Genomic DNA, 25,210 nt, shown 5'->3' with positions numbered 1-25,210 from the left:
TCAGAGCAGCAGCAGGCCCAGCCAGGCCAGCAGGACGCCCGCGCCCAGGCCCGCGATCACCCAGCGGGTCACCGGGGCGTAGCGCCAGCGCCAGGCGGTCGGCGCGGCCCCGCCCACCGCGATCAGGTTGACCGCCACCGACAGCACCGGATGGATCTGGGCCAGCGCCGCGCCGAAGGCGTAGACGCCGACGGCGGTCAGCGCGGCCACCATGACGACCACGGCGATGCCGCTGGCCCACGGGGTGGGTTCGGAATAGCCGTATCCATACGGTCCGTCGGGCGGATGGCTCACTGGGCACGCACTCTCTCGTAGAAGGCCATGGCGGCTGCGGTCGCCACATTAAGCGAATCGGTGCCCGCCGTCATGGGGATGCGGGCACGAATGTCGCTGGCCCGCATGGTCTCCTCGGTGAGGCCGGGGCCCTCCGCGCCGAGCAGCAGGGCCACCTTCTCGCCGGTCATGGCGGTGGCGAGGGTGTCGGCCTTCGGGTTCGGGGTCAGGGCGATGATCTGGAAGCCGTTGTCGCGCAGCACGTCCAGCCCCGCCGGGAAGGGCGGCAGCTGGGCGAAGGGGACCCGCAGCACATGGCCCATGGAGACCCGCACGGCCCGCCGGTACAGCGGATCCGAGCAGCGGTCGCCGAACAGCACGGCGTCCGCACCCAATCCGGCGGCATTGCGGAAGATCGACCCGATGTTCTCGTGGTCGTTCACGCCCTCGAGCACCGCCACCGTGCGCGCGCCCGCGAGCAGCTCGCCGGCGGTGAGTTCACGCGGCCGATAGGCGCCCGCGAGGACGCCGCGATTCAAATGAAATCCGACGACCTGCGCCATCACCTCAGCGCTGGTCCGGTAATACGGAATTTCCACTCCGGTCAGCTCCTCGGCGAGCTGTTCGTATCTCTTCGCGACACCGAACAATGCGAAGGGCGTGAATCGCGAGGCCAGCATGCGCTGCACGACCACCACACCCTCGGCGATCACCAATCCCTTGCCGCCGGGCAGGTCGGGGCGTCGATCGGCATTGTTGAGGTCGCGGAATTCGGCGACCCGCGGATCGTCCGGGTCGTCGATATCGATCACTTCGGCCACCGGGACATTTTCGCCTCCGCTGCCGGCGGGCGAATGCGCGGGGCATAAGGTGATCAAGACCCGATTCCGATCTATCGAAGAGGACAGCCCATGAGCAGCAAGCCGGAAATCGAGTTCCAGGATGGTCCCGCCCCCGCTGAACTCGTGATCAAGGACCTCGTTGTGGGTGACGGCGCCGAAGCCAAGCCCGGCGACACCGTCGATGTCCACTACGTGGGCGTCGAGTACGACTCCGGCGAGCAGTTCGACGCCTCCTGGGACCGTGGTGAGTCCATCGTCTTCCCGCTGCGCGGCCTGATCCAGGGCTGGCAGGACGGCATCCCGGGCATGAAGGTGGGCGGCCGCCGCCAGCTGACCATCCCGCCGAAGCTGGCCTACGGCGAGGCGGGTGGCCACCATCTGGCCGGCAAGACCCTCGTCTTCATCATCGACCTCCTGGACGTCGTGAACTGACGACTCCCGGTCGGCGAAAAACCCGTGCCCGCCGTGCTTTTCAGCGCGGCGGGCACGGTTGTCTGCGCTGCCGGAACTCACACCTTCACGACGATGCTGCTGATGATCTTGTCGGCGAAGGTCTGCTTCTTGGCGTCCCAGAGCGGCCAGAGCCAGCCGAGGTAGCAGGGGAGGGTATCGACGATGTGGCAGATCTGCCGGACGAAGGCCATGCCGAAGCCCAGGGGCTGCCCGTCGGCCTCGCGGATCAGCTTGATGCCCAGCAGCCTCTTACCGGGGGTCTGGCCGCTGGTGCCCTCCATATAGATGAGGTACAGGCCGCCGATGATCGCGATGGCCGCGCCGATGAGCACCAGCACGATCCCGCCCGCGGACAGCCCGCCCGAGCAGGAGGTGCTGTAGGAGGAGTCGGTCGAGTCGGTGGTGCAGTTCATGTCCTTGGACCCGACCGCGAAGCCGATGCCGTAGAAGATGGCCGCGGGCACGCCGATGATCAGCCGGTCGATGAGGTACGCCCCGACCCGCGCGCCCCAACTGGCATAGGGCGCTTGGGGATACGCGGCGTAGCCGGGTCCCGGCGGATAGCCTCCGGGCTGACCGGGGTAGCCGCCCACCGGCTGCCCGTACCCGGGTGGTGGCTGCTGCCCGTAGCCGGGCGGTGGCTGCTGGCCGAACCCGGGCTGCTGCCCGAATCCGGGCTGTTGCGGCTGCTGAGAGTAGGGATCGTTGCCGTAGGTCATCGGTTCCTCCCCAGAGGGAATGCGGGGGCTGGGCCCCCGCATTGTCTCCCGAATCCCTAGCCGACGATGGCGTTCATGATTGTTCCGGCGCTCGTCGCGGTCGCGCCGCCGATCATGGCGTTGGCGACCATCTTGGGGGAGGCCGAGCCGCCGCCCCACTTCTCCCAGGCGAAGCGCCCGCCGCCGTAGGTGATGGCCGCGACGCCCGACATCTGGGTGAACCAGGTGAAGTAGCGGAACATCTTCATCATCTTGTCGGCCATGGGCGGGGTTTCCGCGGTGGGGTTGCCCAACTGGGCGAGAACCGTGCCGTACATGTCATGCGCGGCCATCAGCATGCTCACGATCGTTCCTCTCCGGTACCGGGGCGCTAGGTGGAGCCAGGGTCGGTAGAGCTGTGGAGCTTCCGAAACGGGTCGATTAGAGCAATCCGGGCAGAGTCTATCCGGGCGAATCGCCGAATGTTGCTGATTGTTTGCGAACGTTATTTCCGAACGATGTCGACCGGGTCGGTGAGGGCGGCCGCGATGGCCGTTTGCTGCGGCACCCCGAGCTGCGGGAGCGCGCCCATCGCCTGACCGGCCTGATTGCCCAATGTTTTGGTCACGGCCTGCAATTGGGTGACGCCGCCGGTCAGCGCCTGCATGGCCGCCACCAGCTGGGTACCCGCCTGATCGGCGATGGCCGGAATGCTCTGTGCCAGCGACGCGCCCTGATTCAGCTGCGTGCTCGCGTCGTTCAGCCGGCCGGCCGCGTCGCGCAGTAGTTGCCCGACCTTGGTATCCGGAGTGACTTGCGTGCCGGTCAGCTTGGCGAAGCCGCTGAGCTGGGTGTTGGCCTGATTCGCCACGTTCTGCAGACCCTGCAGCTGGGTGATGACATTCGCCAGCTGCGGATCATTGGCGAACGGCAGCGCCTGCAGCAGCGGCACCACGAAGTCGAGTCCGTCGGACAGCGTGCTCGCTGCCTGGGAGACCTGCCCCATGGTGACGCCGGTCGAATCCAGTGCCGCGGCAAGCTGATTCGCCTGCGTGGTGGCGGCGCTCAGGGTGGAGTTCAGCGCTTCGATGCCGGAGGTCAGCTGTCCCGCACCGGACTTCGCCTGATTCAGGAAGTCCATCATCTGGTCGGCGCCGCCGGAGAACTGCTGCGCCCCGTCGGCGGCCGCCTGCACGCCCGCGCTGAGCAGCTGCGAGGTGCCCGCGATCTGCGACACCTGCAGGCGCGCGGTGTTCATGGTCGCGAACAGGGTGTCCAGCCCGGCGGCGCTGATCTTCTTGGTCACCTCGGTCACCGCGTCGTTGACCAGGTTCGGGTCGGCGCGATCGTGGGTGGTGACGGTGACCTGCGCCCGCTGCGGCTTGTCGGTGAGCAGGGAGGTGATATCGGTGCTGAGGTCGGTGGGCAGCGTGACCACCGCGGCGTAGTCCTTGGTGCTCGCCTCGTCGACCACGTCCCAGTGCTGGGTTCCGCTGCCCTGTAGCTCCTTTGCGATGCGCGCGCCCAGTGGTCCGGTATCGCCGTTGATGAGCGCGACCGCGGTGGGCGCGGAGCGCAGCCGCAGGACGCTGATCGTGCCCGCGGTGACCGCGGCGGCGAGCAGCAGGACGATCAGGACCCAGCGGGCGCGTTTTCCGAACACCATTCAGACCGTAGAGGGGCGGTGTGCCCCGAGCTCTGATGGTTGTCTGAGAGTTCGGTAAAGACCGGTACGTTCACCCGCGGCCGGGCGATTGCCCCGGCGGCGCATCGCGGTCCGGAAGTTCCAGTACCAGACGCACCCCGCCCAGCATGCCGTCGTCGAAATAGGCTCGGCCACCATGCAATTGGGCCTGCTGTGCGACCAGCGCCAGCCCCAGCCCGGACCCGCCCTTGGCGGCGTGGCTACCCCGGAAGAACCGTTCGAACACCGCCTCGCGCTCCGCGGGCGGCAGTCCGCGCCCGTTGTCGTCGATGGAGATGACGATGCGCCCGCTCGCCGCCCGGTGCGCCGACACCAGCGCCTCGGTGGCCCCGCCGTGCCGGGCCGAATTGGTGAGCGCGTTGTCCACGGCCAGCCGCAGCCCGGTGGGCAGGCCCCGGGTGACGAGTTCGGCGTCGGTGTCGATGCGCACCTTCAGCTGCGGGAAGTGCCGCATGGCGTCGTGCGCGGCGGCGTCGCAGAGCTCGGCCACATCGGTGACCACGTGGTCGCGTTCATTGGTGAGGTCACCGGCGGCCAGCCGTTCCAGTGCCGCGAGGGTGGTCTCCACCCGGTTCTGGCCGCGTTGCAGGTCGCCGAGGATCTCCCGGCGCTGGTCCTCGCTGAGGTCGAGGGTGCGCAGCACCTCCAGATCGGTGCGCATGGCGGTGAGCGGGGTGCGCAGTTCGTGCGCGGACACCGCGGCGAAGTCGCGCGCGGTCTCCAGCGCCGCGGCGATCTCGGCCTGCGCCCGGTCCAGCCGCTCCAGCATGGTGTTGACGGCCTCGCCCAGCTTGTCGGCCTCCCTGACCCCCGAACCGTCCACGGGCAGTTGCGCATTCGGGCCGCCGGTGGGGCCGCGCTGATCGACCGCCTCGGTGAGCCGGACGATGGGCCGCACCGCGCGGCCGCCGAACAGCCAGCCCAGCCCGGCCGACGCCGCCACCGCGGCCAGCGCCGCGAAGAATACGAACCGCCGCTGCTCCGCGGTCGCGTGCTCGGTCTCCGTGGTCGGAATGCCCAGGGAGACAACGCGTCCCGGGGGCTGGTTCTCGGTGGTGGTGAGCACCCGGTAGGGATTGCCGTCCACCGTGACGGTGTGATTACCCACCGACAGGGCGGGCAGCTGTACGGAGGTGCTGGTCATGGAGCCGTCGGCATTGCGCACGGTGAGCGCCAGCTGGTTGGTGGGGCCGAGCACGTCGAGGACGGTCACCGCGAGTTGTGGCTCGATGAGCACGATCCGCGAGGACAGCGCCAGCTGCTGATCGGCCTGACTGAGATTGTTGCGCTCGATGGCGGTGACGGTCACCCAGCTGAGCACCGCCACGATGATGGTGGCGCCCAAAGCCGCGGCCGCCGCGACCCGGAAGCGCAGCGAATAGGAGTGGCGGCGCCGGCGCGGTGGCGCGGAATCGGGTGCGGGCCGGTTCATTTGGGTGCGCGTAAGACGAATCCCACCCCGCGAATGGTGTGCAGCAGGCGCGGGGTGCCGTCGACCTCGAGTTTGCGGCGCAGGTAGCCGACGAAGACGTCCACCACATTGGTGTCGGCCGCGAAGTCGTAGCCCCACACCAGTTCCAGCAGCCGCTCCCGGCTCAGCACCACGCCGGCGCTGCGCGCCAGCGTGGACAGCAGCTCGAATTCCCTTTTGGTGAGTTCGATCTCGGTGCCGTGCAGCAGCGCCCGGTAGCCGGCGACGTCGACTTCCAAGGGGCCCACCGTGATCGCGCCCGGGATGGCGGAGGCGGGTACGTCGCTGCGCCGCCGCAGCAGCGCCTTGATACGGGCGACCAGTTCGGCGAGCACGAACGGCTTCACCAGATAGTCGTCGGCCCCGGACTCCAGCCCGGCGATCCGGTCGTCGACCGAACTGCGCGCCGACAGCACGCAGATCGGCACCTCGTTGCCCATGGCGCGCAGGGCGGTGACCACGCCCGCGCCGTCCAGCACCGGCATGTTCATATCGAGCACGACGGCATCGGGGGCAGATTCGTTGACACTGCGCAGTGCCGCCGCGCCGTCCCGGGCGATGACCACCCGGAACCCCGACAGCCGGAGCCCGCGCTCGACCGATGCGAGCACATCCTCGTCGTCGTCGACGACCAGGACAGTGGGTACTGGGTCCAATTTGCCCTCCGCTTCGCTCCGGGCGGGTTCGCGGCCCTGGAGGTCTCGTTCTTCCCTCCCTCCGCTCCTCCGCTTCGCTCCCCCGCTCCAAGGCGGAGGTCGATCAAGCCGCAGTCCAGAACGAGACGGGCCGCGAACCTGATGGTGTGCCACCCCCCAGCGGCACACCACACCAGTATTGCCCGGCAGAGGTCAATAGTTGTGGCAGGAGTCGGCGACCTGCTGGATCGCCGCGGCGATTCCACCGGCTCGCGGGTCGGCCGCGGCCTGGTCGGCGGCGTCCGGGTTGTCCTTCAGGTACTGGTCGAGTTCGGCCTGACGCTGCTCGGGCGACAGCGCGAACTTGGCCTGCAACTCGGACTTGTAGCCCGGGTTCTGGTCCAGGAACGAGGCCAGGGCCGGAGCCTTGTCGTGCAGGGCCGCGTCCACCTGGGTGAAGGTGCAGGTCGAGTTCAGTAGCGGCGCAACCAGATCCGCGGGGGAGGCCGAGGCGGTGGCGGGCGCGAGGGCGAGGGCCACGGCGGCGACCGCGCCGGCTCCGAGGAGCGCACCGACGCGGCTATTACGGACGAAGCTCATGCATCGACCTTTCTTGTTCGACAGGCACAGCGAAAGTGGCGCGCGAATCCCGCGATTCGCGCCCGCCCGACGCTAAACCACCCACATGGGAGGCCGATGAGCGAAGTATGAAAACTCTCTGAGGCTAGCCCGAGACGGCCGAATCCCCGGCCTGAGCGGCCGGATCCACCCCGGACGCGCCCGTATCGAGGGCGGCCGGATCGACGCGGTTGATCGGGGAGGTGGCGACCGCGGCATCGGCGGCGGCGATGCGCTCCTTGTCCTCCATGAGGGTGACCGCGTCGCGGATCTGCTTCTCCAGGGTGGGCAGCATGGCGGCGTCGTCGATGGTGGGCGGCACCTCGAAGGTTTCACCCGCCGCGATCTGACGCATGGTGCGGCGCAGGATCTTTCCGGATCGGGTCTTGGGCAGCGCGGTCACCGCGACCACGTCGTAGAGGGTGGCGATGGCGCCGACCCGCTCGCGCACCCGCTCGATGACCTCGGCGCGCAGCCGCTCGGACTCGATGTCGATGCCGGTCTTGAGCACCACGTACCCGATCGGCCGCTGCCCCTTCAGCTCGTCCGGGATACCGACCACCGCGGTCTCGGCCACGGCCGGATGCCCGGAGATGGCCGCCTCGATACCGCCCGCCGAGAGCCGGTGCCCGGCCATATTGATGACGTCGTCACTGCGGCCCAGGACGTACAGGTAACCGTCCTCGTCGAAGAAGCCGGAGTCCCCGGTCAGATAGTGGCCGGGATACGCGGAGAGATAGGAGCGCTCGTAGCGGGCGTCGTCGCGCCACAGCGTGGTCAGCGTGCCGGGCGGCAGCGGCAGCCCGATGACGATGTTTCCTTCTGTATTGGGTGGGACCGCATTGCCTTCGGAATCCAGCACCCGCAGCCGGTACCCGGGCACCGGCACCGAGGCCGAACCGGGTTTGATCGGCAGCTGCTGCAGCCCGAGCGGATTGGCGCAGATGGGCCAGCCGGTCTCGGTCTGCCACCAGTGGTCCACGACCGGGCAGTCGGGCCGGTCCGCGAGCAGGGTCTCCACCGCCCACTCGTAGGTGGCGGGGTCCAGCCGCTCGCCTGCGCAGAACAGCGCCCGCAGCCGGGTCAGATCGTGCCGATGCGCGAGTGCGGCGTCCGGATCGGCGCGGCGAATGGCCCGCAGGGCTGTCGGTGCGGTGAACATCACGTCCACCTGGTACTCGTCCACCAGTCGCCAGAAGGTCCCGGCGTCCGGGGTCCCGATCGGCTTGCCCTCGTAGAGGATGGTCGTCGCCCCGACCAGCAGCGGCGCGTACACGATGTAGGAGTGCCCGACCACCCAGCCGATATCGGAGGTGGTGAGCATGGTCTGACCGGGGCCGACCTCGTAGATATTGCGCATGGACCAGGCCAGCGCGACCGCGTGCCCGCCGTTGTCGCGCACCACGCCCTTGGGCTTCCCGGTGGTCCCGGAGGTATAGAGGATGTAGAGGGGATCGGTCGCGGCCACCGAGACCGGATCGGCCGGTTCCGCGCCGATCTGCGCCTCGTCCCAGTCCAGCCAGCGGGCGGCGACGGTGTCGGAGGAGGCGGGCAGATGTTCGGTGGCGGCCTGCTCGGCGGGAAAACGAATGGTGGGGAAGCCGTCCCGCTGCTTGACCAGCACCGTGCGCGGCGCGGTGGTCGCCGCGAGGTCGAGGGCGGCCAGCACGATCGGCGGGTATTCGATGCGGCGGCCGGGTTCCAGCCCGCCGGAGGCCGTGATAATCAGCACAGGCTCGGCGTCGTCGATGCGGGCCGCGAGTTCGTGAGCGGCGAATCCGCCGAAGACCACCGAGTGCACCGCGCCGATGCGGGCGCAGGCGAGCATCGCCACCACGGCTTCCGGAATCATCGGCATATAGATGACGACACGATCACCGGTCTTGACGCCCAATCGGAGCATGGATCCGGCAAATCGGGCGACTTCGTCCAGCAGCTCCCGATATGTGTAGATCCTTCTGGACCCGGTCATAGCGGAGTCGTATATTAGGGCCGGTTGTTCAGCGCGACCCCCCTCCTGACCGCCGGTCGGGCCCTCCGGGGATGTGATATCGCGCACATGCCGGTCCAGGGCGTTGTAGGAGGTGTTGAGGCGAGCATCGGGAAACCAGCGCGCCGTCGGACGGGCCGCGGTCTCGAGAATCTGAGTGGGAGGAATATCCCAGCTGATGGCTTCGGCCGCGTCGCACCAGAACTCCGAGGGATCGACCAGGCTCAGCTGATACGCCGGTCGGTACTCCTGCTTCGCGTTCAACCCGGTGACTCCCTAGCTCCGCCATGTGTCCTTGAGATGCGCTGAGATGCCCGCCTCGATAGATCCAGCTGATTGTGGCAGACTTCACGCGACGTCCGGGCGGACGCCGCGACCTTTGATTTTGCCTGCAAATGGCAGGTCAGAGACCGGTGGTTGCCAAGAGGTCACACAAGAAGTTATTGATCCGTTAGAATCGCATGTCACATATTTCGGCCGTCATGGACGCAATTTCTCGGCCAGCCGCAGTTCTCGGCCAGCTGTGCCAGTCGAGCCCAGCGTGCGATCGCGGAGGCTCGCTGATGGCGCGTGGCTGGGGCCAGTTTGGAAAGTGAGTGGGAGATGCGTGACGCCGCTAGGTCCGGCAGCAATAAGCGCTGGGCGCTGAGCAACTGGGACCTGCGATGGAAGGTCACGGCGGTGCTCGCCGTGCCGCTGTTGGTTGCTGTTGTGCTGGGAGCGTCCAGGATCTCGGCCGAGTTCGCCGACTCCAGCCGGCTCTCGACGGCGACCGATCATGTCGGGGTCATCCCGGCGATCACCGGTCTCAGTGCTGATGCGGCGCAGGTCGCCAGTGGTCAGATGGTCATGCTGGGCCCGACCCAGTCGCTGACCTCGGATCCGGAGCTTGCGCAGTTGGATACGGCCATCGCGTTCGCCGAGAAGGCCGCCGCGCGCTTGAGCGATATGCCCAGCGCCCGCTCGGCGCTGGACGAGATGATCGTGGGCGCCAAGGCGATCCGGGCCCAGGGCCTGGCGCCGTCGAAGTCGATTCCGGACACCGTCACCGCGGTCGAACGGATCCGTGGCGACAGCGTGCGCACGGTGGAGAACATCGTGTCCAGCGTCGCCGACAAGAACGTGGACCAGTCCAAGCTGCGCCTGGTCGACTCGCTGAACAGCCGTTGGATGCTGTTCAACGAGGTCGCCGGTATGGCCGAGGCGCTACGCAACAACCCCAAGGATGGCCTCAAGGACATCCAGATCGGCGTCAATACCGAGCGGCAGATGCTGGCCGTGCTCGCGCACCGCTTCCCGGACGGCGACGCCACCATCGCGGAGCTCGATCGGCAGGCCGACACCCGCGTACAGCTGGTCAACGGCCCGCAGGCGCTGGCCGGGCAGCTGCCCGTCGCCGAGCTGAAGGATTCGCTGGTCGCCAGCATCAACGGCTACCAGTCCATCGCGACCGCCTCCACCAAGGACATCGTGTCCCGGGTGGACGATCTGGCCGCGGCGGCCCGCTCGGGCGCCATCCGCTACTCGATCATCGTCATCGCCACCATCCTCGGCGCCCTCGCGCTGGCAGTGCTGATCGCGCGCGCGATGATCGTCCCGCTGCGCCGGCTGCGCCTGGCCGCCCTGCGCGTCGCCGAATACGACCTCGGCCAGGAAGTTACCTCGCTGCGTGACGGTGCGGATCCCGAAGACGTTCCGCTGGAACCGATGCCGGTGCACACCGACGAGGAGATCGGCCAGCTGGCCCGCGCCGTCGACGACATCCACGGTCAGGCGCTGCGCCTGGCCGCCGACCAGGCCGCCATGCGTACCCAGGTCAACGACATGTTCGAGACCCTGGCCCGCCGCTCCAAGTCCCTTGTCGATCACCAGCTCTCGCTCATCGAGGCGATGGAGTACGACGAGAAGGACCCGCGCCTGCTCGAAAACCTCTTCCGCCTCGACCACCTCGCCGCCCGTATGCGGCGAAACGGCGACAACCTGCTGATTCTGGCCGGTACCAAGCAGCGCCGGACCAAGTCCGCGCCCGTCGAGATCGCCGACGTGCTGCGCGCCGCCATCTCCGAGGTGGAGGACTACGAACGCGTCAAGCTGGGCGCCACCCCGCGGGGTGCGCTCGTCGAGCCCGCCGCCTCCGACCTCGCGCACCTGTTCGCCGAGCTCCTGGACAACGCGCTGCGCGCCTCGCCCCCGGAGACGGACGTCAAGTTCACCTTCGCGCAGGCACACGATCAGGGTCTGCTGATCGAGGTCGCCGACCGCGGTATCGGTATGCCCCCGGCCGAAATGGCCGAGATCAACCGGCGACTGGAGGCCGTGGCCGAGGTCGGTCCGGACACCGCCCGCCACATGGGTCTGTTCGTGGTCGGCCGCCTGGCCGAGCGCCACGGCCTGACCGTGCGGCTGCGCCCGACCTTCGACATCGCCCGGGACCCGGGCGTGACGGTCACCGTGCACGTGCCCAAGCCGCTGATCGTCTCGGCGGGCGGGCCGATCTCGGTGCCGCCGCAGCAGGGTCAGACGCCGCCGTCGGCTCCCACACCGTCCGTGCAGCCGCAGGGTGCGGGCAACCAGGCCGGTGCGCCGTCCTCCATGCAGATGCGCGCGGTCACCCGCACGGCGACCGGCAATGTGATGGTCACCGTGGATCCGGGTGTGAGCGGGCCGATTCCGGCTCCGGCGGGACAGACGCCGGGCGCTGCCCCGGCCCCCGCCGCCGCCAGCGCCTCGACCGGACTGCCCACGCGGCAGCCGGGCGCCCAGGTGCCGGGCGGTCTGCCGACCCGGCAGCCCGGTGTGAACGGGCCCACCGTCAAGCACACGCTGGCGGCTCCGGGCGGGTCGAAGCCCGCCGGCCTACCCCAGCGTGATCCGGGCGCGCACGGTCCGTCCGCGCCCTCGGCCCAGCCGGGCGCCAATCTGCCGCAGCGCGGCCAGAGCCCCGAGAGCCCGTCGCAGCCGCGGGGCGGTCTCGCCGCCAACATGCTCAAGCGTCAAGGAGCCCCAGGCGGCATGCCGCCGCGACCGGGCGAGCCGGGGGCCGCGCCGGGCGGTCCGGGCCAGGGCGGTTTGCTGCAGCCGGGTCAGTCCGGTGCGATGCCGCAGCGCAATCCCTCCGTCGGCCTGCCGCAGCGCGATGCCGCGCCGGGTGGAGCTCCGTCGGGACCGGGTGGTCTGCCGCAGCGTCAGCCGGGCACCAACGGTGCGCCGGGCCGCGAGGCCGGCCTCGGCCAGCCGCCGCGCCCCGCGCCCGGCGGCCTGCCCCAGCGCGATCCGGGTAGCAATGGTGCGCCGCAGCAAGCGCGCGGAGCGGATTCGGGTCCGACCCGTCGTGAGCCCGCCGCTGGTGGTCTGCCGCCGCGTGACCCTTCGGCCGGTGGTCTGCCGCCGCGTGATCCTTCGGCCGGTGGTCTGCCGCCGCGTGATCCTTCGGCCGGTGGTCTGCCGCAGCGTGATTCCGCTGCGGGTGGTCTGCCGCGTCGGGAGCCGGGCGCCAATGGCGCTCCGCCGCAGCGTGGTCCGGGTGCTCCGGGCCAGGGGCTGCCGCAGCGGGGTGCCGCGCCGCAGCGGGACGGGGGCAATGGCCTCGCCGCCGCTCAGGATTCGGACGTGCCGGGTCTGCCCAAGCGGGATGGCCTCGCGCCGCGCGACGGCGGCCTGCCGCAGCGTGGTGCGGCGGCCGGCGGCCTGCCCCAGCGCGACGCGGGCAAGGGTCTTCCTCAGCGCGAAGCGGGCAACGGTCTGCCGCAGCGTGACGCCGGTAGTGGTCTGCCGCAGCGTGGTGCCGCCGGTGCTGATCCGTTGTCGGGTGGTCTGACTCAGCGTGATCCGCTGGGTGGGTCTCTGCCACAACGTGATTCCGCCGCCGGTGGTCTGCCCCAGCGCGGTGGCAACGGCCTGCCGCAGCGTGACGCGGGCAATGGTCTGCCGCAGCGTGACGCGGGCAATGGTCTGCCGCAGCGGGACGCGGGCAATGGTCTGCCGCAGCGTGACGCCGGTAGTGGTTTGCCGCAGCGTGGTGCCGCCGGTGCTGATCCGTTGTCGGGTGGTCTGACTCAGCGTGATCCGCTGAGCGGTCCACTGCCGCAGCGTGATCCGCTGAGTGGTCCACTGCCGCAGCGTGATCCGGGTGCGGGTCTCCCGCAGCGGGGCGCGACCGGTCTGCCGCAGCGTGATCCGGGTGCGGTGCTGCCGCAGCGCCCGAGCCCGATTCCGGGTGTGGGCCTGCCGCAGAACGGCCCCGACGCTGTCAAGGAGCCGGGACGGCACAGCTTCCGCTCGAATCCGCAGAAAGCGGCGTCGTTCTTCCAGACCCGTTTGCAGCCAGCCGATTCCGGTGGCGATGCGATCATGGGCGGCACACCGATTTTCGCGGAGATGATGTCGGCGTGGCTGTCGGATCCGAATGCCGACCGGTCCCAGGTGGCGTCGTCCTTCGAATCACCGGGTGACGAGGGCTGGCAGGCTGCTCGCCGCGTCAACGAGTCCTCGGCAGACAAGCGGACCGCCGCGGGTCTGCCGCAGCGCGATCCCGGTAACCGACTTGTGCCCGGTGGTGTCACCGGAAACGCTGACAAGGCGGCCCATCGGGACCCAGAATCCATCAGGTCAAGTCTGAGTCGTCACCAGCAGGGCGTCCGGGATGGCCGCGCGATGAAAGCTATGAACCTAACCGGAGATAAAGGAGACCGATGAACCCCGATCTAGGTGGTACGAAGCGTCAGCTGGATTGGCTGGTTTCGAATTTCGCCAATGAGGTTCCCGGCGTTGCGCACGCGGTCCTGGTGTCGGCTGACGGCCTGCTGATGGCCGCGAGTGCGCAGCTGCCCGTGGACCGTGCCGAACAGCTGTCAGCGGTGACCGCGGGGCTCGCGAGCCTCTCGGTGGGTGTGTCGAACTTGTTCGAGGGCGGCACCGTGTTGCAGTCGGTGGTCGAGATGGAACACGGCTACCTGCTGCTCATGGCGGTCGGCGACGGCTCGTACCTGGCTGTGCTGACGAATACGTCCTGTGACATCGGCCAGGTGGGATACGAGATGGCCTTGTTGGTCGAGCGAGTGGGCCAGACGGTTCAGGCCACACCTCGCGTCACGATGGGTTCCTGATGGCGGGATGGACATAGACAACGAACGCGTTGGGAGCGCCGAACCGAGCCTGGTTCGCCCTTATTCACTGACGGCCGGTCGCACCCGGCCGAAGGTGGAGCTCGCCCTGGAGGCGCTCGTCGCATCGCATCCGGTCGCCCTCGAGCGGCAGTTCGAACTCACCAATATCGAGACGTCAATCGTGGAGTTGTGCAGAGAATCGCCGTCGGTTGCCGAGGTAGCCGCGCGTCTGGGCATCCCGCTCGGGGTCGCGCGGGTGCTGGTCGCCGACCTCATCGATGCCGGCCATGTGCGGGTATCGGCGACATTGAAAGACGATTCCAGCGACGATGAACGTCGCGAGCTGATCGAAAGGGTTCTCAGTGGACTCCGGCGTATTTGATTCGACGACACAGGTCGACACGCGCACCAGCAAGCCCACGTCGGCCAAGATCGTCGTGGCCGGTGGTTTCGGTGTCGGCAAGACCACCCTGGTCGGTGCCGTGTCGGAGATCGTTCCGCTGCGCACCGAGGCTTTGGTGACCAATGCCAGTGTCGGCGTGGACTCCCTGACCGGGGTCCCGTCCAAGGCCACCACCACGGTGGCCATGGACTTCGGCCGCATCAGCCTGGCCGATGACCTGGTGCTGTACCTGTTCGGCACGCCCGGCCAGTACCGCTTCTGGTTCATGTGGGACGACCTGATCAAGGGCGCCATCGGCGCGGTGGTGCTGGTCGACACCCGCCGGCTGGAGGACAGTTTCGCCGCCGTCGACTACTTCGAGGCGCGGAACCTACCCTTCCTGGTGGCCATCAACGAATTCGATGATGCGCCACGGTATCCGGTCGAGGACATTCGCCAGGCCCTGGCGGTGCCCGCGGACGTGCCGATCCTCTCGATCGACGCCCGTCGCCGGGAGCCGGTGAAGCAGGCTCTGGTCGCGGTCACCGAGTACGCACTGCGCAAGGTCGTGCAGGGGTACTGAGTTGAATTGCGGCGGCTCCGCCGCCGCGGTTCGCGGCCCAGGGCGCAGGCCTATTGGAGCCGGTACCTCGGCCTTCCCTCCTCCGCTCCTCCGCTCCAAGGCGGAGGTCGATCAAGCCGCAGTCCAGGCCGAGGCGGGCCGCGAACCGAGGGTGTGCCATTTGTAGCTACTCTCATGCCTCATGAAGATCTCGGCGCGGGAATTGCTCGGCGCATTGCTCGATCCCGGTTCCTTCGTGAGCTGGGATCGGCCACCCGTTGCGGTGGCGGCATCGGCCGGGTATCGCGAGGAAATGCTGGCTGCTGCGGCAACGGCGGGCACCGATGAGGCGGTGCTCACCGGGGAGGGGTTGCTGCGCGGGCGGCGGGTCGCCGTGCTCGCGTGTGAGTTCGGGTTTCTCGCGGGGTCCATCGGGGTGGCCGCGGCCGAGCGCATCGTGTCGGCGGTGGAGCGCGCCACCGAGCTGGGACTGCCGCTGCTCGCCTCGCCGACCTCCGGCGGTACCCGAATGCAGGAGGGCACAGTCGCTTTCGTGCAGATGGTGAAGGTCGCCGGGGCCCTGGCCGCGCACAAGGCGGCGGGGCATCCGTATCTGGTGTATCTGCGCGACCCGACCATGGGCGGGGTGTTCGCCTCGTGGGGATCATTGGGGCACATGACATTTGCCGAGCCGGGCGCGCTGATCGGCTTTCTCGGGCCGCGGGTTTACAAGGCGCTGTACGGGAAACAGTTCCCCGAGGGCGTGCAGACGGCCGAAAACCTTTATCACAATGGCGTTATCGACGGAGTCGTACCGGTGCCGGTTTTCCGCCGGATCGCACACCGCGCGCTGAACGTCCTGTGCGACGGACCGCTGCCGCTGCCCGAAAGGGACAGCGGCCCAAGCCGTTCCGAGGAGGGCGTCGATTCCTTCCAGGCGGGCGCGGCGGAGCGGCGCGGCTCGGCGCTGCTCGATACCGGCGACATCGACGGCTGGCAGTCGGTGCTCATCTCGCGGCGGGCCGATCGGCCGGGAATCCGGGAGTTGCTGCGCCACGCCACTGATCGAGTTCCGTTGTCCGGCACCGGACAGGGCGAGCTGGATCGCACCGTCGTGCACGCGCTCGCCCGTTTCCGCGGTCAGCCCTGCATCGTCTTCGGTCACGATCGCGCGGGGCAGTCGCCCGAGAACACCATGGGTCCGGCGGCATTGCGCGAGGCCCGGCGCAGCATGCATCTGGCCGCCGAACTTCAGGTCCCCCTGGTCCTGGTCATCGATACCGCGGGCGCCGCGTTGTCCCGTGAGGCGGAGGAGCGTGGCCTGGCGCCCGAAATCGCCCGCTGCATAGCCGATCTCGTCACCCTCGATACGCCGACGGTGTCGGTGCTGCTCGGCCAGGGCACCGGCGGTGGCGCGCTGGCCCTGCTGCCGGCGGACCGGGTGCTGGCGGCCGCGAACGGCTGGCTGGCTCCGCTCCCGCCGGAGGGCGCGAGCGAGATCGTCTACCGCGACATCGGGCACGCCCCGGAACTGGCTGCCGCCCAGCGGATTCGCGCACAGGATCTGCGGGCCGACGGGATCGTGGACCGCATCGTGCCCGAGTATCCCGATGCCGCGGACGAGCCGGTGGATTTCGCGCTGCGCATGGTGGCGGCCATTGCCGACGAACTGGCCGATCTCACCAGTCGGTCCGCCGCGGATCTGCCGGCCGCACGGCAGCTGCGATACCGTCGCCTGGGTCTCGGGTCGTAGTTCTCCTCACACCCCACCAGGGCGACGCTGAGAAGTTGCCAGTGTGCGGATCCAATCCGGCTGCTTCCCTATCGTGTGTTCGGTTGACGGGGTGGAACGGCGCTTCTACCTTCGGAACGGTGACTTATCGGTTGGAGGCCAGCGACATCCCAGCGATAGTGCTCAATGATGGCCAGGTCATGCCGAAGCTAGGGTTCGGTGTGTACAACGTCGTCGGCGACGAGGCGGTCGGCACCCTTACGACGGCCCTCGAGCTCGGCTACCGGAGCATCGACACCGCCGCCTTCTACGGCAATGAGGAGGAGGTCGGCCGCGCGGTCCGCGAATCGGGCCTACCGCGGGACGAGGTGTGCGTCACCACCAAGCTGTGGAACGCCGACCACGGCTACGACGCCGCCATGCGCGCCTTCGACGCCAGCGTCAAGCGACTGGGCCTGGACACCATCGACCTCTTCCTGATCCACTGGCCGCTGCCCGCGGCCGATCTGTACGTCGACACCTTCCGCGCGCTGCAGACGCTCAAGCGGCAGGGCCGGGTGGTCTCGGTCGGCGTCTCGAACTTCACCAGGGCGCACCTGGAACGGGTGATGGGTGAGACCGGTGAGGTGCCGGCCATCAATCAGGTTGAGCTGCATCCGTATTACGCGCAGTCGGAGCTGCGGGCCTTCCACGCCGCGCACGGCATCGTGACCGAGGCATGGAGTCCGCTGGGGCGCGGGGCGGAGTTCAACGACTCGGTCATCATCGCGCTGGCGGACAAGCTCGGCCGGACGCCCGCGCAGATCATCCTGCGCTGGCACATGCAGCTGGGGAACGTGGCCATTCCGAAGTCCACGATGCCGTCGAGGATGGCGGAGAACCTGGCGGTCTTCGATTTCGAGCTGTCCGGCCGGGAGATGACGCAGATCGCCGGTATCGACAAGGGCGCGCGGCAGGGCGCGGATCCGGACATTTTCGATATGGACGCCCCCGCCTGAGCTCAGGGCTCGTGCTGGGTGGGAATGCCCAGGTACGAGGTCAATTCGACGGCGGCGGCCCGGCCCGCGCGATTCGCGCCGATGGTGCTGGCGGACGGGCCGTAGCCGATCAGGTGGATGCGCGGATCGGCCTCGACCCGGGTGGCGAGCCGACCGCCCATGGTGATGCCGCCGCCGGGACCGCGCAGCCGGAGCGGGGCCAGATGGTCGAGGGCGCTGCGGAATCCGGTGGCCCACAGGATCACGTCGGCGTGCTGGAAAGTGCCGTCGGCCCAGCGGATTCCGCCGGCTTCGAGGTGGTCGAACATGGGCCGCCGGTCCAGCACGCCGCGCTCGCGCATGGCCCGCACCCGCGCGTCCTCGGGCAGGCCGGTGACCGAGACCACCGAGCCGGGCGGGAGTCCGCGCCGCACACGGTCCTCCACCATGGCCACCGCCGCCCGTCCGTCCTCGGGTGCGAATTGCCCTGAGCGGAACACGGGTTCGCGCCGGGTCACCCACGTGGTGCCGGTGACCTGCGAGATCTCGTCCAGCAGTTGGACGGCGGTGATCCCGCCGCCCACCACGACCACGTGCTTGCCCGCGAATTCCGTTGCGGTGCGGTAATCGTGGGCGTGCAGCTGACGCCCCGCGAAGGTGTCCGCGCCCCGGTAGTAGGGAATGAACGGCTTGTCCCAGGTGCCGGTCGCATTCACCAGCCCGCGCACCCGCAGCGTCGCGTCCGGTGTCAGCTCCGCGTGCAGCAGCCCGTCGACCTCCTGATCCGGGCAGGTGGCCGCGGTGGCCCGGTCGCACACCAGGCCGACCGACACCGGCCGGTGCACCCGCAGATCGAAGCGCTTCTCGTAGAGCTCGAAGTAGTGCGGCACGGCCGTGGCCGCCTGTGCGTTCTCCGAGCCCTCGGGCAGCGCCTCCGCGAACGACATGCCCGGAAGATCGTGCACCCGATTGACGTTGCTCAATGTCAGTGACGGCCATCGGAACTGCCACGCCCCGCCGGGCGCGGGAGCGTGGTCGACAATGAGAAAGTCCTGTTCCGGCCGCAAACCGAGCCGTCGCAGGTGATATCCGACCGATAAACCGGCCTGACCGGCGCCGATTACGAGGATGTCGACATCGGGTGTTGCGATCACCGGCCCGACGGTACGCGCACCTAGAGTGAAAGCCGATCATGGGTCGAAAGCGCAGGTGAGTTGGACAGTGGGAAAGAGACAGATGCTCGGAGTCAGCCGCGATGGCGAGGTAGTGACCATCGAACTGCAGCGTCCGGATCGCCGGAACGCCCTGAACGAGGAGCTGATCGGGCAGCTGCACGCGGCGCTCGAGGAGGCCGCGACCTCGGCCCGCGTGATCGTGCTGACCGGCCAGGGGCCGATCTTCAGCGCGGGCGCGGATCTGGACGGTGTGTATTCGGACAGGTTCCTGACGGGGCTGCTCGGCATGCTGCGCACCATCGAGACGATCCCGGTGCCGGTGATCGCGGCCATCAACGGCGGGGCGCTGGGCGCGGGCGTGCAGCTGGCCCTGGCGTCGGACCTTCGGGTCATGACGCCGGACTCCTTCATCGCCGTGCCGGCGGCGAAACTCGGTATCTCCGTGGACCGTTGGACCGTGCGCCGGTTGTCCAACCTGATCGGGCCCGGCCCGGCGCGCACCATTCTGATGGGCGCCGAGCGGGTGCAGGCCGCGGACGCGTACCACTTCGGCTTCGCCAACCGGATCGGCACGCTGGCCGACGCGCAGGCCTGGGCCAAGCAGATCGCCGAACTCGCGCCGCTGTCGCTGCGGCATCTGAAACTGGTGTTCAACGACGACGACACCCGCGGTACCGACTCCCTCGAGCAGACCGCGGCGCTGGACGCGGCGTGGCAGAGTGCCGACGCACAGGAGGCGCGCGTGGCACGCCAGGAGAAGCGGCCCGCGAAGTTCGAGGGCAAGTGAAGGGGCAGCGCGCGACCGCGAATGCGCGGAAACTGGTGGGTATGTCTGCGGGTGCATTCGGTCTTTCCTGGTTGGTGCGGGCGGCGTGGGGGATTCCCTCCGCCATGGGCGCCTCCATGTCCGCCATCGCGACGACGGCGCGCGGGGCGACCACCTATCGGGATCGGCAGTTCCACAACACCGAACCGAGCAGCCAGATCATCGGTTCCCCGCTGGAGCTGCTGTATCAGCTGGCCACCCAGCGCAACCGGGGCCGCCCGGCCGGGACGATCCCGCTGGTGACGCCCGCGCTGCCGGAGCGGGCGGCGGACCTGGCCGTCACCTGGTACGGGCACGCCACCTGCCTGATCGAGGTGGACGGCTACCGGGTGCTGGCCGATCCGGTGTGGAGCGAGCGGGTCTCGCCGTCGCCGCTGGTGGGTCCGGCCCGGCTGCATCCGGTGCCGTCGCCGCTGTCGGCGCTGCCGGCGCTGGACGCGGTGCTCATCTCGCACGACCACTACGACCATCTGGATCGCGACACCGTGATCGAGCTGGTGGACAGTCAGGACTGCGTGTTCATCGTGCCGATCGGCATCGGCGCGCATCTGCGGCATTGGGCGGTGCCCAAGCATCGCATTGTCGAATTGGACTGGGCCGCTTCGGTTTCGCTGTCGGAGCTGCAGCGGGATCACGGTGACGGCACCGATCTGGTGATCACCTGCGCGGAGGCGCGGCACTTCTCCGGGCGCGGGCTGGTGCGCAACACCACGCTGTGGGCGTCCTGGTCGATCGCCGGTCCCACCCGCCGGGTCTACTTCGGCGGCGACACCGGCTACACCAAGGCCTTCGCGGAGGCGGGTACGCGGCTGGGCCCGTTCGACCTGACCCTGCTGCCCATCGGCGCCTACGACCGGCACTGGCCGGATGTGCACATGAACCCCGAGGAGGCGGTGCGCGCCCACGCCGATCTGTGTGTCGGCGATGCGGGTTACGGGCTGCTGGTGCCGATCCACTGGGCCACCTTCAATCTCGCCTTCCACGGCTGGTCGGAGCCGGTCCGCCGGTTGGTCGAGTCGGCGGAGGCGGCGGGGACACGCATCGCCGTGCCGAAGCCGGGCGAGCGGATCGACCCGATTGGCCTCCCACCACGGGATTCGTGGTGGGAAGATGTTCGCCAATAACGGACCGAGATTGAAGGAGCAGCGCTGTGAGTCTCATGGACACGCTCAAGGGCTTGGTCGGCAAGGGCAAAGAGGTGGCGGCCCAGAACGCCGAGAAGATCGAGCAGGCGGTCGATAAGGCCGGACATGTGATCGACGAGAAGACCGGGGGGAAGTTCTCCGCCCAGATCGACAAGGGCGCGGAGGCGGTCAAGTCGGCCATCAAGCCCGAGGCGGTCGCCGAGGCGCCGGCCGCGGCCCCCGCGGAGGCTCCCGCAGCCGAACCGGCCGCGGAGCCCGCACCCGCCGCGGCGGCGGCCGAACCGGCCCCGGAACCCGCTGCGGAGGCCGCGGAGGGCGAACAGCCCAAGGCGTAATCGTCGCGGCGTCGCGCAGTGGTCGCACCGGTCGTTCCACGGGCTGTTCGGGAGTGGCGGGGTCCCCGTCGCTGACCTGAACGGCCCGTTGGCATTTCACGGATGGCGCGAGTTCCTCCGGGGCGCTTCGGGTTGCCGGTTTTTGCCGGGACCCGGACCTAAACTGCTGTCATGGGGTCCCGCAGGGATTTCGGGGGTATCGAGGTTGGGCTGACCAACCTCGACAAGGTGCTGTACCCGGCCACCGGGACCACCAAGGGGGAGGCCATCGACTATTTCACGGCCATCGCCCCGGCCCTGCTGCCGCATATCGCGCAGCGGCCGGTGACCCGCAAGCGGTGGCCGAACGGGGTGGACGAGCAGTCGTTCTTCGAGAAGAACCTGGCCGAGCACGCGCCGAAGTGGCTGGCGCGGCGGACGGTTCGGCATTCCGACCGGCCGGTCACGTACCCGCTCATCGACAATCTCGCGGGCATGGCCTGGCTCGGGCAGCAGGCGGCGCTGGAACTGCATGTGCCGCAATGGCGTTTCGACGGGGCCGAGGTCGGGGACATCACCCGCCTGGTGTTCGACCTGGATCCCGGGCCGGGGGCCGGGCTGGCGCAGTGCGCCGAGGTGGCGCTCATCCTGCGGGACGTGGTGCGCGAGGTGGGGCTGGAGGCCTATCCGGTCACCAGCGGCTCCAAGGGAATTCACGTCTACGTGCCGCTGGACCGCAGACTCGGGCCGAACGGGGCGTCGGCGGTGGCCAAGCAGGTCGCCACCAACCTGCAGCAGCTGCGGCCGGAGCTGGTGACGGCCACCATGGCGAAATCGGCGCGCGGGGGCAAGGTATTCCTGGACTGGAGCCAGAACAATCCGGCCAAGACCACCATCGCGCCGTATTCGCTGCGCGGGCGCACCGAGCCGTGGGTGGCCGCGCCCCGGGCCTGGCCGGAGATCGAGAAGCCGAAGCGGCTGCGGCACTTGCGCTTCGACGAGGTGCTACGGCGCTGGCATGAGCAGGGGGATCTGCTCGAAGGATTGGACGAGCCACTGCCGGAACCGGTTCCGGACCGGCTCGACACCTACCGCTCCATGCGTGACCCGCGGCGCACACCCGAACCGGTCCCGCCGGGCCCGCCAGACGCCGGTCCGGGGAATCGGTTCGTGGTGCAGGAGCATCACGCCCGGCGGCTGCACTGGGATGTCCGGCTGGAACGCGAGGGCGTGCTGGTGTCCTGGGCGGTGCCCAAGGGCCCACCCACCGATACCGGCGAGAACCGCCTGGCCGTGCACACCGAGGACCATCCGATGGAGTACCTCACCTTTCACGGGACCATCCCCAAGGGCGAGTACGGCGGCGGCGAGATGACCATCTGGGATACCGGCACCTACGAGACCGAGAAGTGGCGTGACGACGAGGTCATCGTCTGGCTGCGCGGGCAGCGGCTGACGGGGCGGTACGCGCTGATCCAGACCAGCGGCAACCAGTGGCTCATGCACCTGATGAAGGATCAGACGCCGCCGGGGATGGAAGGCGATGGGGCGCAGCCGGTTCCGGCCGCGCCGCGCACCCCCGCGCCCATGCCGCGGGGGCTGAAACCCATGCTGGCCACGGCGGGTGATGTCGGGACCCTGGACGCCGAGCACTGGGCCTTCGAGACCAAGTGGGACGGGTTCCGGCTGATCGCCGAGATCGAGGACGGCGCGGTCACGCTGCGCAGCCGGGCCGGGCATGTGGTCACCGGGAAATATCCGGGCCTGGCGGTGCTGGGTTCGGAACTGTCCGGGCACAGCGCGGTGCTCGACGGCGAGGCGGTGGTCTTCGACGATCACGGCGGCGCGAATCTCGGCCTGCTGCGGGAGGATTCGACGCGGGCGGTCTTCCTGGCCTTCGACCTGCTGTATCTGGACGGCACCTCGCTGATCCGCAAACGCTACGACGACCGGCGGCGGGTGCTGGAAGCCCTTGCCGGGCAGGCGCGTTCGCTGATCGTGCCGAGACAGCTGGGCGGGCCGGGCGCGGAAGCCCTGCGGTACAGCCAGGATCACGGCATGGAGGGAGTGGTCGCCAAGCGGCGGGACTCGGTATATCTGCCCGGGCGGCGCGGGCAGTCGTGGATCAAGACCCGGAACTGGCGGACGCTGTCGGTGGTGATCGGCGGCTACCGGAGATCGGAGGTGCGGCAGTTCGCTTCGCTGCTGGTCGGTGTTCCGCACGAGGGGGAGCTGTACTACCTGGGCCGGGTCGGCACCGGGTTCAGCGAGCAGGAGATGAGCGACCTCGCCGATCGGCTGCGCCGCCTGGCACGCAAGACCAGCCCGTTCGACAATGAACTCACCGCCGACGAGCGCAAGGACGCGGTGTGGGTGACGCCGAAACTCACCGGCACCGTGCGCTTCATGAACTGGACCGAGACCGGACGGCTCTGGCATCCGGCCTGGATTCCCAGCTCCGACTGACCGTTTCGGCTAGCTCGACTTCTCGAGCAGCGGCACGATGGTGTCGATGTCGGTGACGATGGAGTGGCCCTGGAAGGCGAAATCGTCCCACGCGCGCTGCTGTCCGGGCTCGTCCCGCCCGCCGACGCCGTCCCGGATCACGACCGGGATGAAACCCAGATCGGTGGAGTGGCACACGGTCGGCGCGATGCCGATCTCGAGCGCGACGCCGACGATGGCGTACGCGCCGATCCCGAGGTCCCGCAGGGTGGAGGCCAGCGGGGTGCCCTCGAACGCCGACATCGAGGTCTTGTCGAAGACGGTCTCGCCCGCCTGCGGCCGAAGTTCCGGCACCAGCTCGAATCCCGGGGTGTCCCGCTGCAGGATCGGCACCACGTCGTCCGCGGAGTCCACGCCCTGCCAGGTCATGGCCATGCGCAATGCGAAGGTTCCCATGAGGCGCTTCGGCAGGAAGAAGTGCCGCAGGAAGATCACGGGGTAGCCGCCGCGCCGCGCGGCCTCGACGACCCGCGCGACCCGTTCGGTGATCGCCGGGCCGGCGTCGAGCTGCCCGAGCACCCCGACCTGCATGTCGTACACGACGACCGCCATCTTCTCCGGCGAGCACACGTCCTCGAGCGTCTCCGGAATCTCCAGCCCGTTCCCGCGCCGCATAAGCCCTCCGCAATCTCCCACTGCCCCACCCTCTTTCGTCACCCTACCCCGCCGGCGAACCATCATCGGGGACCTCGCGGTGCGGGGGAATCGGGCGACATCCCTCGGTGGAAGCTCCCTGACTCAGGCGGCGGAGCGGGCTGGGCGGGGCGCGGGCACCAGGCCGAAGTGGATGAGGCTCTCCGCGGTGTCGAGCAGGGAATCCGCCACGGGGCGCATGGTCCAGTTCAGGTCGTGCTCGGCCTTGGCGGCGCTCAGCTGTGCTGTACGGCCGAGGAAGCGGACGGCGGTGCGGGCGTCGGGGTTGAACCGGGCGCTCAGGCGGACGAGCCAGTCGGGGAGCACGCGGGTCGCGACCCGATAGCGCTGGGCGAGGATCTGCGCCATCTGCGGGAAGGAGACTTCCTCGCCCGCGCAGATATAGCGATTGCCCGCGGCCTGCGGGGTTTCCATGGCGAGCCGATGCGCCACCGCGAGGTCGCGGACGTCCACGGTCGCGAAGTTCAGCCGGGGGACGCCGGGCATGCCCCCGGCCAGCAGGGCGCGAATGCCGTCCACCGAGGTGCCGGCCTCGGCGCGCAGGATGGGGCCGATGATCATGCCCGGATTGATCACGGCCAGTTCGAGATTCGGGTGCTGCGCGGCGAAGTCCCAGGCGGCGCGCTCGGCCAGGGTCTTGCTCTTCTGGTAGGCGTCGCACTGTTCGGTGTCGGACCAGTCCGCCTCGGTGAGCAGATGCCCTTCGTTGCCGACCTCGACCGCCGCGATGGAGGAGGTCACGACGACCCGTTCGACACCGCTCCCGGCGGCCGCCCGCAGCACCCGCAGCGTGCCGTCCACGGCGGGGCGGACGAGTTCGTCCTCGTGCTCGGGAACGCCGGAGGGGAAGGGTGAGGCGGTGTGCAGCACGTAGCGGCAACCCGCGACGGCCGCGGCCCAGCCCGCGTCCGAGCCCAGATCGGCCTCGACCAGCTCGACGCCGGGCAGGAGTTCGGCCACCGCGGTGGCGCGGGCGGCCGAGCGCACGGTGCCGCGCACCCGATAGCCCTGGCCGAGCAGCTCCTGGATGACATGGCCCGCGACATAGCCGGAAGCGCCGGTGACGAGAACGAGATCGGACATTGCCTGACTCCAATCTGAGCAGTGTTCAGAATCTGAACAATGTATAGATTCCGAGGCCGGGAGCC

23 protein-coding genes are annotated in these 25,210 nt (G+C 69.2%); 11 read left to right on the top strand and 12 right to left on the bottom strand.

All coding sequences use genetic code 11. The annotated features are described in order from the left end of the window. On the bottom strand, positions 1–294 hold the full coding sequence (locus ACWEKS_RS00395) for a DUF2537 domain-containing protein (RefSeq protein ID WP_356999047.1): 294 nt from the start codon (positions 292–294) through the stop codon (positions 1–3). Next, positions 291–1,094: a TrmH family RNA methyltransferase gene (locus ACWEKS_RS00390; RefSeq protein ID WP_452338124.1), complete on the bottom strand. Its 804-nt coding sequence runs from the start codon at positions 1,092–1,094 to the stop codon at positions 291–293. The genes ACWEKS_RS00395 and ACWEKS_RS00390 overlap by 4 nt, the downstream gene beginning before the upstream one ends. Positions 1,095–1,184: 90 nt before the next feature. On the opposite strand from ACWEKS_RS00390, the gene ACWEKS_RS00385 reads away from it, so the two are divergent. Continuing rightward, the gene (locus ACWEKS_RS00385) at positions 1,185–1,547 is read left to right on the top strand and encodes an FKBP-type peptidyl-prolyl cis-trans isomerase (RefSeq protein ID WP_354830823.1); all 363 of its coding nucleotides are present in this window, start codon (positions 1,185–1,187) and stop codon (positions 1,545–1,547) included. A 77-nt stretch (positions 1,548–1,624) separates the two neighbouring features. On the opposite strand, the gene ACWEKS_RS00380 is transcribed toward ACWEKS_RS00385, so the two are convergent. The 7 genes from ACWEKS_RS00380 to ACWEKS_RS00350 all read right to left on the bottom strand — a co-directional run bounded on the left by ACWEKS_RS00380 (position 1,625) and on the right by ACWEKS_RS00350 (position 8,949). Continuing rightward, the gene (locus tag ACWEKS_RS00380; RefSeq protein WP_452338123.1) at positions 1,625–2,287 is read right to left on the bottom strand and encodes an RDD family protein; all 663 of its coding nucleotides are present in this window, start codon (positions 2,285–2,287) and stop codon (positions 1,625–1,627) included. Positions 2,288–2,343: 56 nt separating this feature from the next. After that, positions 2,344–2,625, bottom strand: a complete 282-nt coding sequence (locus tag ACWEKS_RS00375) for a hypothetical protein (RefSeq protein ID WP_364606723.1) — start codon at positions 2,623–2,625, stop codon at positions 2,344–2,346. A gap of 146 nt (positions 2,626–2,771) precedes the next feature. Then, the gene (locus tag ACWEKS_RS00370) at positions 2,772–3,932 is read right to left on the bottom strand and encodes a YhgE/Pip domain-containing protein (protein WP_452338122.1); all 1,161 of its coding nucleotides are present in this window, start codon (positions 3,930–3,932) and stop codon (positions 2,772–2,774) included. Between the two features lie 70 nt (positions 3,933–4,002). Continuing rightward, on the bottom strand, positions 4,003–5,403 hold the full coding sequence (locus ACWEKS_RS00365; protein ID WP_452338121.1) for a HAMP domain-containing sensor histidine kinase: 1,401 nt from the start codon (positions 5,401–5,403) through the stop codon (positions 4,003–4,005). Beyond that, entirely contained in the window at positions 5,400–6,098 is a 699-nt protein-coding gene (locus ACWEKS_RS00360; RefSeq protein ID WP_364605873.1) for a response regulator transcription factor, read from the bottom strand. The genes ACWEKS_RS00365 and ACWEKS_RS00360 overlap by 4 nt, the downstream gene beginning before the upstream one ends. A 192-nt stretch (positions 6,099–6,290) precedes the next feature. Then, complete coding sequence (locus ACWEKS_RS00355) at positions 6,291–6,677, bottom strand: hemophore-related protein (protein WP_452338120.1); 387 nt, start codon at positions 6,675–6,677, stop codon at positions 6,291–6,293. A 124-nt stretch (positions 6,678–6,801) separates the two neighbouring features. Further along, a complete protein-coding gene (locus ACWEKS_RS00350; RefSeq protein WP_452338119.1) occupies positions 6,802–8,949 on the bottom strand; it encodes an AMP-binding protein in 2,148 nt (715 codons plus the stop codon). A gap of 339 nt (positions 8,950–9,288) precedes the next feature. On the opposite strand from ACWEKS_RS00350, the gene ACWEKS_RS00345 reads away from it, so the two are divergent. The 6 genes from ACWEKS_RS00345 (at position 9,289) to ACWEKS_RS00320 (ending at position 17,464) form a co-directional block, all read left to right on the top strand. After that, on the top strand, positions 9,289–13,380 hold the full coding sequence (locus tag ACWEKS_RS00345) for an ATP-binding protein (RefSeq protein WP_452338118.1): 4,092 nt from the start codon (positions 9,289–9,291) through the stop codon (positions 13,378–13,380). Then, positions 13,377–13,790 (top strand): roadblock/LC7 domain-containing protein, encoded by a 414-nt coding sequence (locus ACWEKS_RS00340; RefSeq protein ID WP_029930951.1) that lies wholly within the window; start codon positions 13,377–13,379, stop codon positions 13,788–13,790. Before ACWEKS_RS00345 ends, ACWEKS_RS00340 begins: the two co-directional genes overlap by 4 nt. Positions 13,791–13,797: 7 nt before the next feature. Continuing rightward, positions 13,798–14,172, top strand: a complete 375-nt coding sequence (locus ACWEKS_RS00335) for a DUF742 domain-containing protein (RefSeq protein WP_033085504.1) — start codon at positions 13,798–13,800, stop codon at positions 14,170–14,172. Then, positions 14,153–14,755, top strand: a complete 603-nt coding sequence (locus ACWEKS_RS00330; RefSeq protein WP_174391578.1) for a GTP-binding protein — start codon at positions 14,153–14,155, stop codon at positions 14,753–14,755. Before ACWEKS_RS00335 ends, ACWEKS_RS00330 begins: the two co-directional genes overlap by 20 nt. 181 nt (positions 14,756–14,936) lie before the next feature. Beyond that, on the top strand, positions 14,937–16,487 hold the full coding sequence (locus tag ACWEKS_RS00325; protein ID WP_452338117.1) for a carboxyl transferase domain-containing protein: 1,551 nt from the start codon (positions 14,937–14,939) through the stop codon (positions 16,485–16,487). Positions 16,488–16,666: 179 nt separating this feature from the next. Then, positions 16,667–17,464, top strand: coding sequence for an aldo/keto reductase (locus ACWEKS_RS00320; protein ID WP_452338116.1), 798 nt, complete (start codon positions 16,667–16,669; stop codon positions 17,462–17,464). A gap of 2 nt (positions 17,465–17,466) precedes the next feature. Here ACWEKS_RS00320 and ACWEKS_RS00315 read toward each other — a convergent pair whose 3' ends face one another. Then, positions 17,467–18,597 (bottom strand): NAD(P)-binding domain-containing protein, encoded by a 1,131-nt coding sequence (locus ACWEKS_RS00315; protein ID WP_452338115.1) that lies wholly within the window; start codon positions 18,595–18,597, stop codon positions 17,467–17,469. A gap of 82 nt (positions 18,598–18,679) precedes the next feature. On the opposite strand from ACWEKS_RS00315, the gene ACWEKS_RS00310 reads away from it, so the two are divergent. The 4 genes from ACWEKS_RS00310 (at position 18,680) to ACWEKS_RS00295 (ending at position 23,369) form a co-directional block, all read left to right on the top strand. Beyond that, entirely contained in the window at positions 18,680–19,405 is a 726-nt protein-coding gene (locus tag ACWEKS_RS00310) for an enoyl-CoA hydratase (RefSeq protein WP_452338313.1), read from the top strand. Positions 19,406–19,446: 41 nt separating this feature from the next. Then, positions 19,447–20,568, top strand: coding sequence for an MBL fold metallo-hydrolase (locus tag ACWEKS_RS00305; protein WP_452338114.1), 1,122 nt, complete (start codon positions 19,447–19,449; stop codon positions 20,566–20,568). 35 nt (positions 20,569–20,603) lie between these two features. Continuing rightward, the gene (locus ACWEKS_RS00300; RefSeq protein WP_379435866.1) at positions 20,604–20,924 is read left to right on the top strand and encodes an antitoxin; all 321 of its coding nucleotides are present in this window, start codon (positions 20,604–20,606) and stop codon (positions 20,922–20,924) included. A 171-nt stretch (positions 20,925–21,095) separates the two neighbouring features. Continuing rightward, positions 21,096–23,369, top strand: a complete 2,274-nt coding sequence (locus ACWEKS_RS00295; RefSeq protein ID WP_452338113.1) for an ATP-dependent DNA ligase — start codon at positions 21,096–21,098, stop codon at positions 23,367–23,369. A 9-nt stretch (positions 23,370–23,378) separates the two neighbouring features. Here ACWEKS_RS00295 and ACWEKS_RS00290 read toward each other — a convergent pair whose 3' ends face one another. Both ACWEKS_RS00290 and ACWEKS_RS00285 read right to left on the bottom strand, forming a co-directional pair. Then, a complete protein-coding gene (locus tag ACWEKS_RS00290) occupies positions 23,379–24,023 on the bottom strand; it encodes an isochorismatase family cysteine hydrolase (RefSeq protein WP_452338112.1) in 645 nt (214 codons plus the stop codon). A gap of 123 nt (positions 24,024–24,146) precedes the next feature. After that, complete coding sequence (locus tag ACWEKS_RS00285; protein WP_452338111.1) at positions 24,147–25,145, bottom strand: SDR family oxidoreductase; 999 nt, start codon at positions 25,143–25,145, stop codon at positions 24,147–24,149. Between the last annotated feature and the right edge of the window lie 65 nt (positions 25,146–25,210).

This window comes from Nocardia sp. NPDC004711, assembly GCF_053601595.1.
Note: the sequence above shows the minus strand (reverse complement) of the source record. Positions and strands in the feature narration are given on the sequence as shown.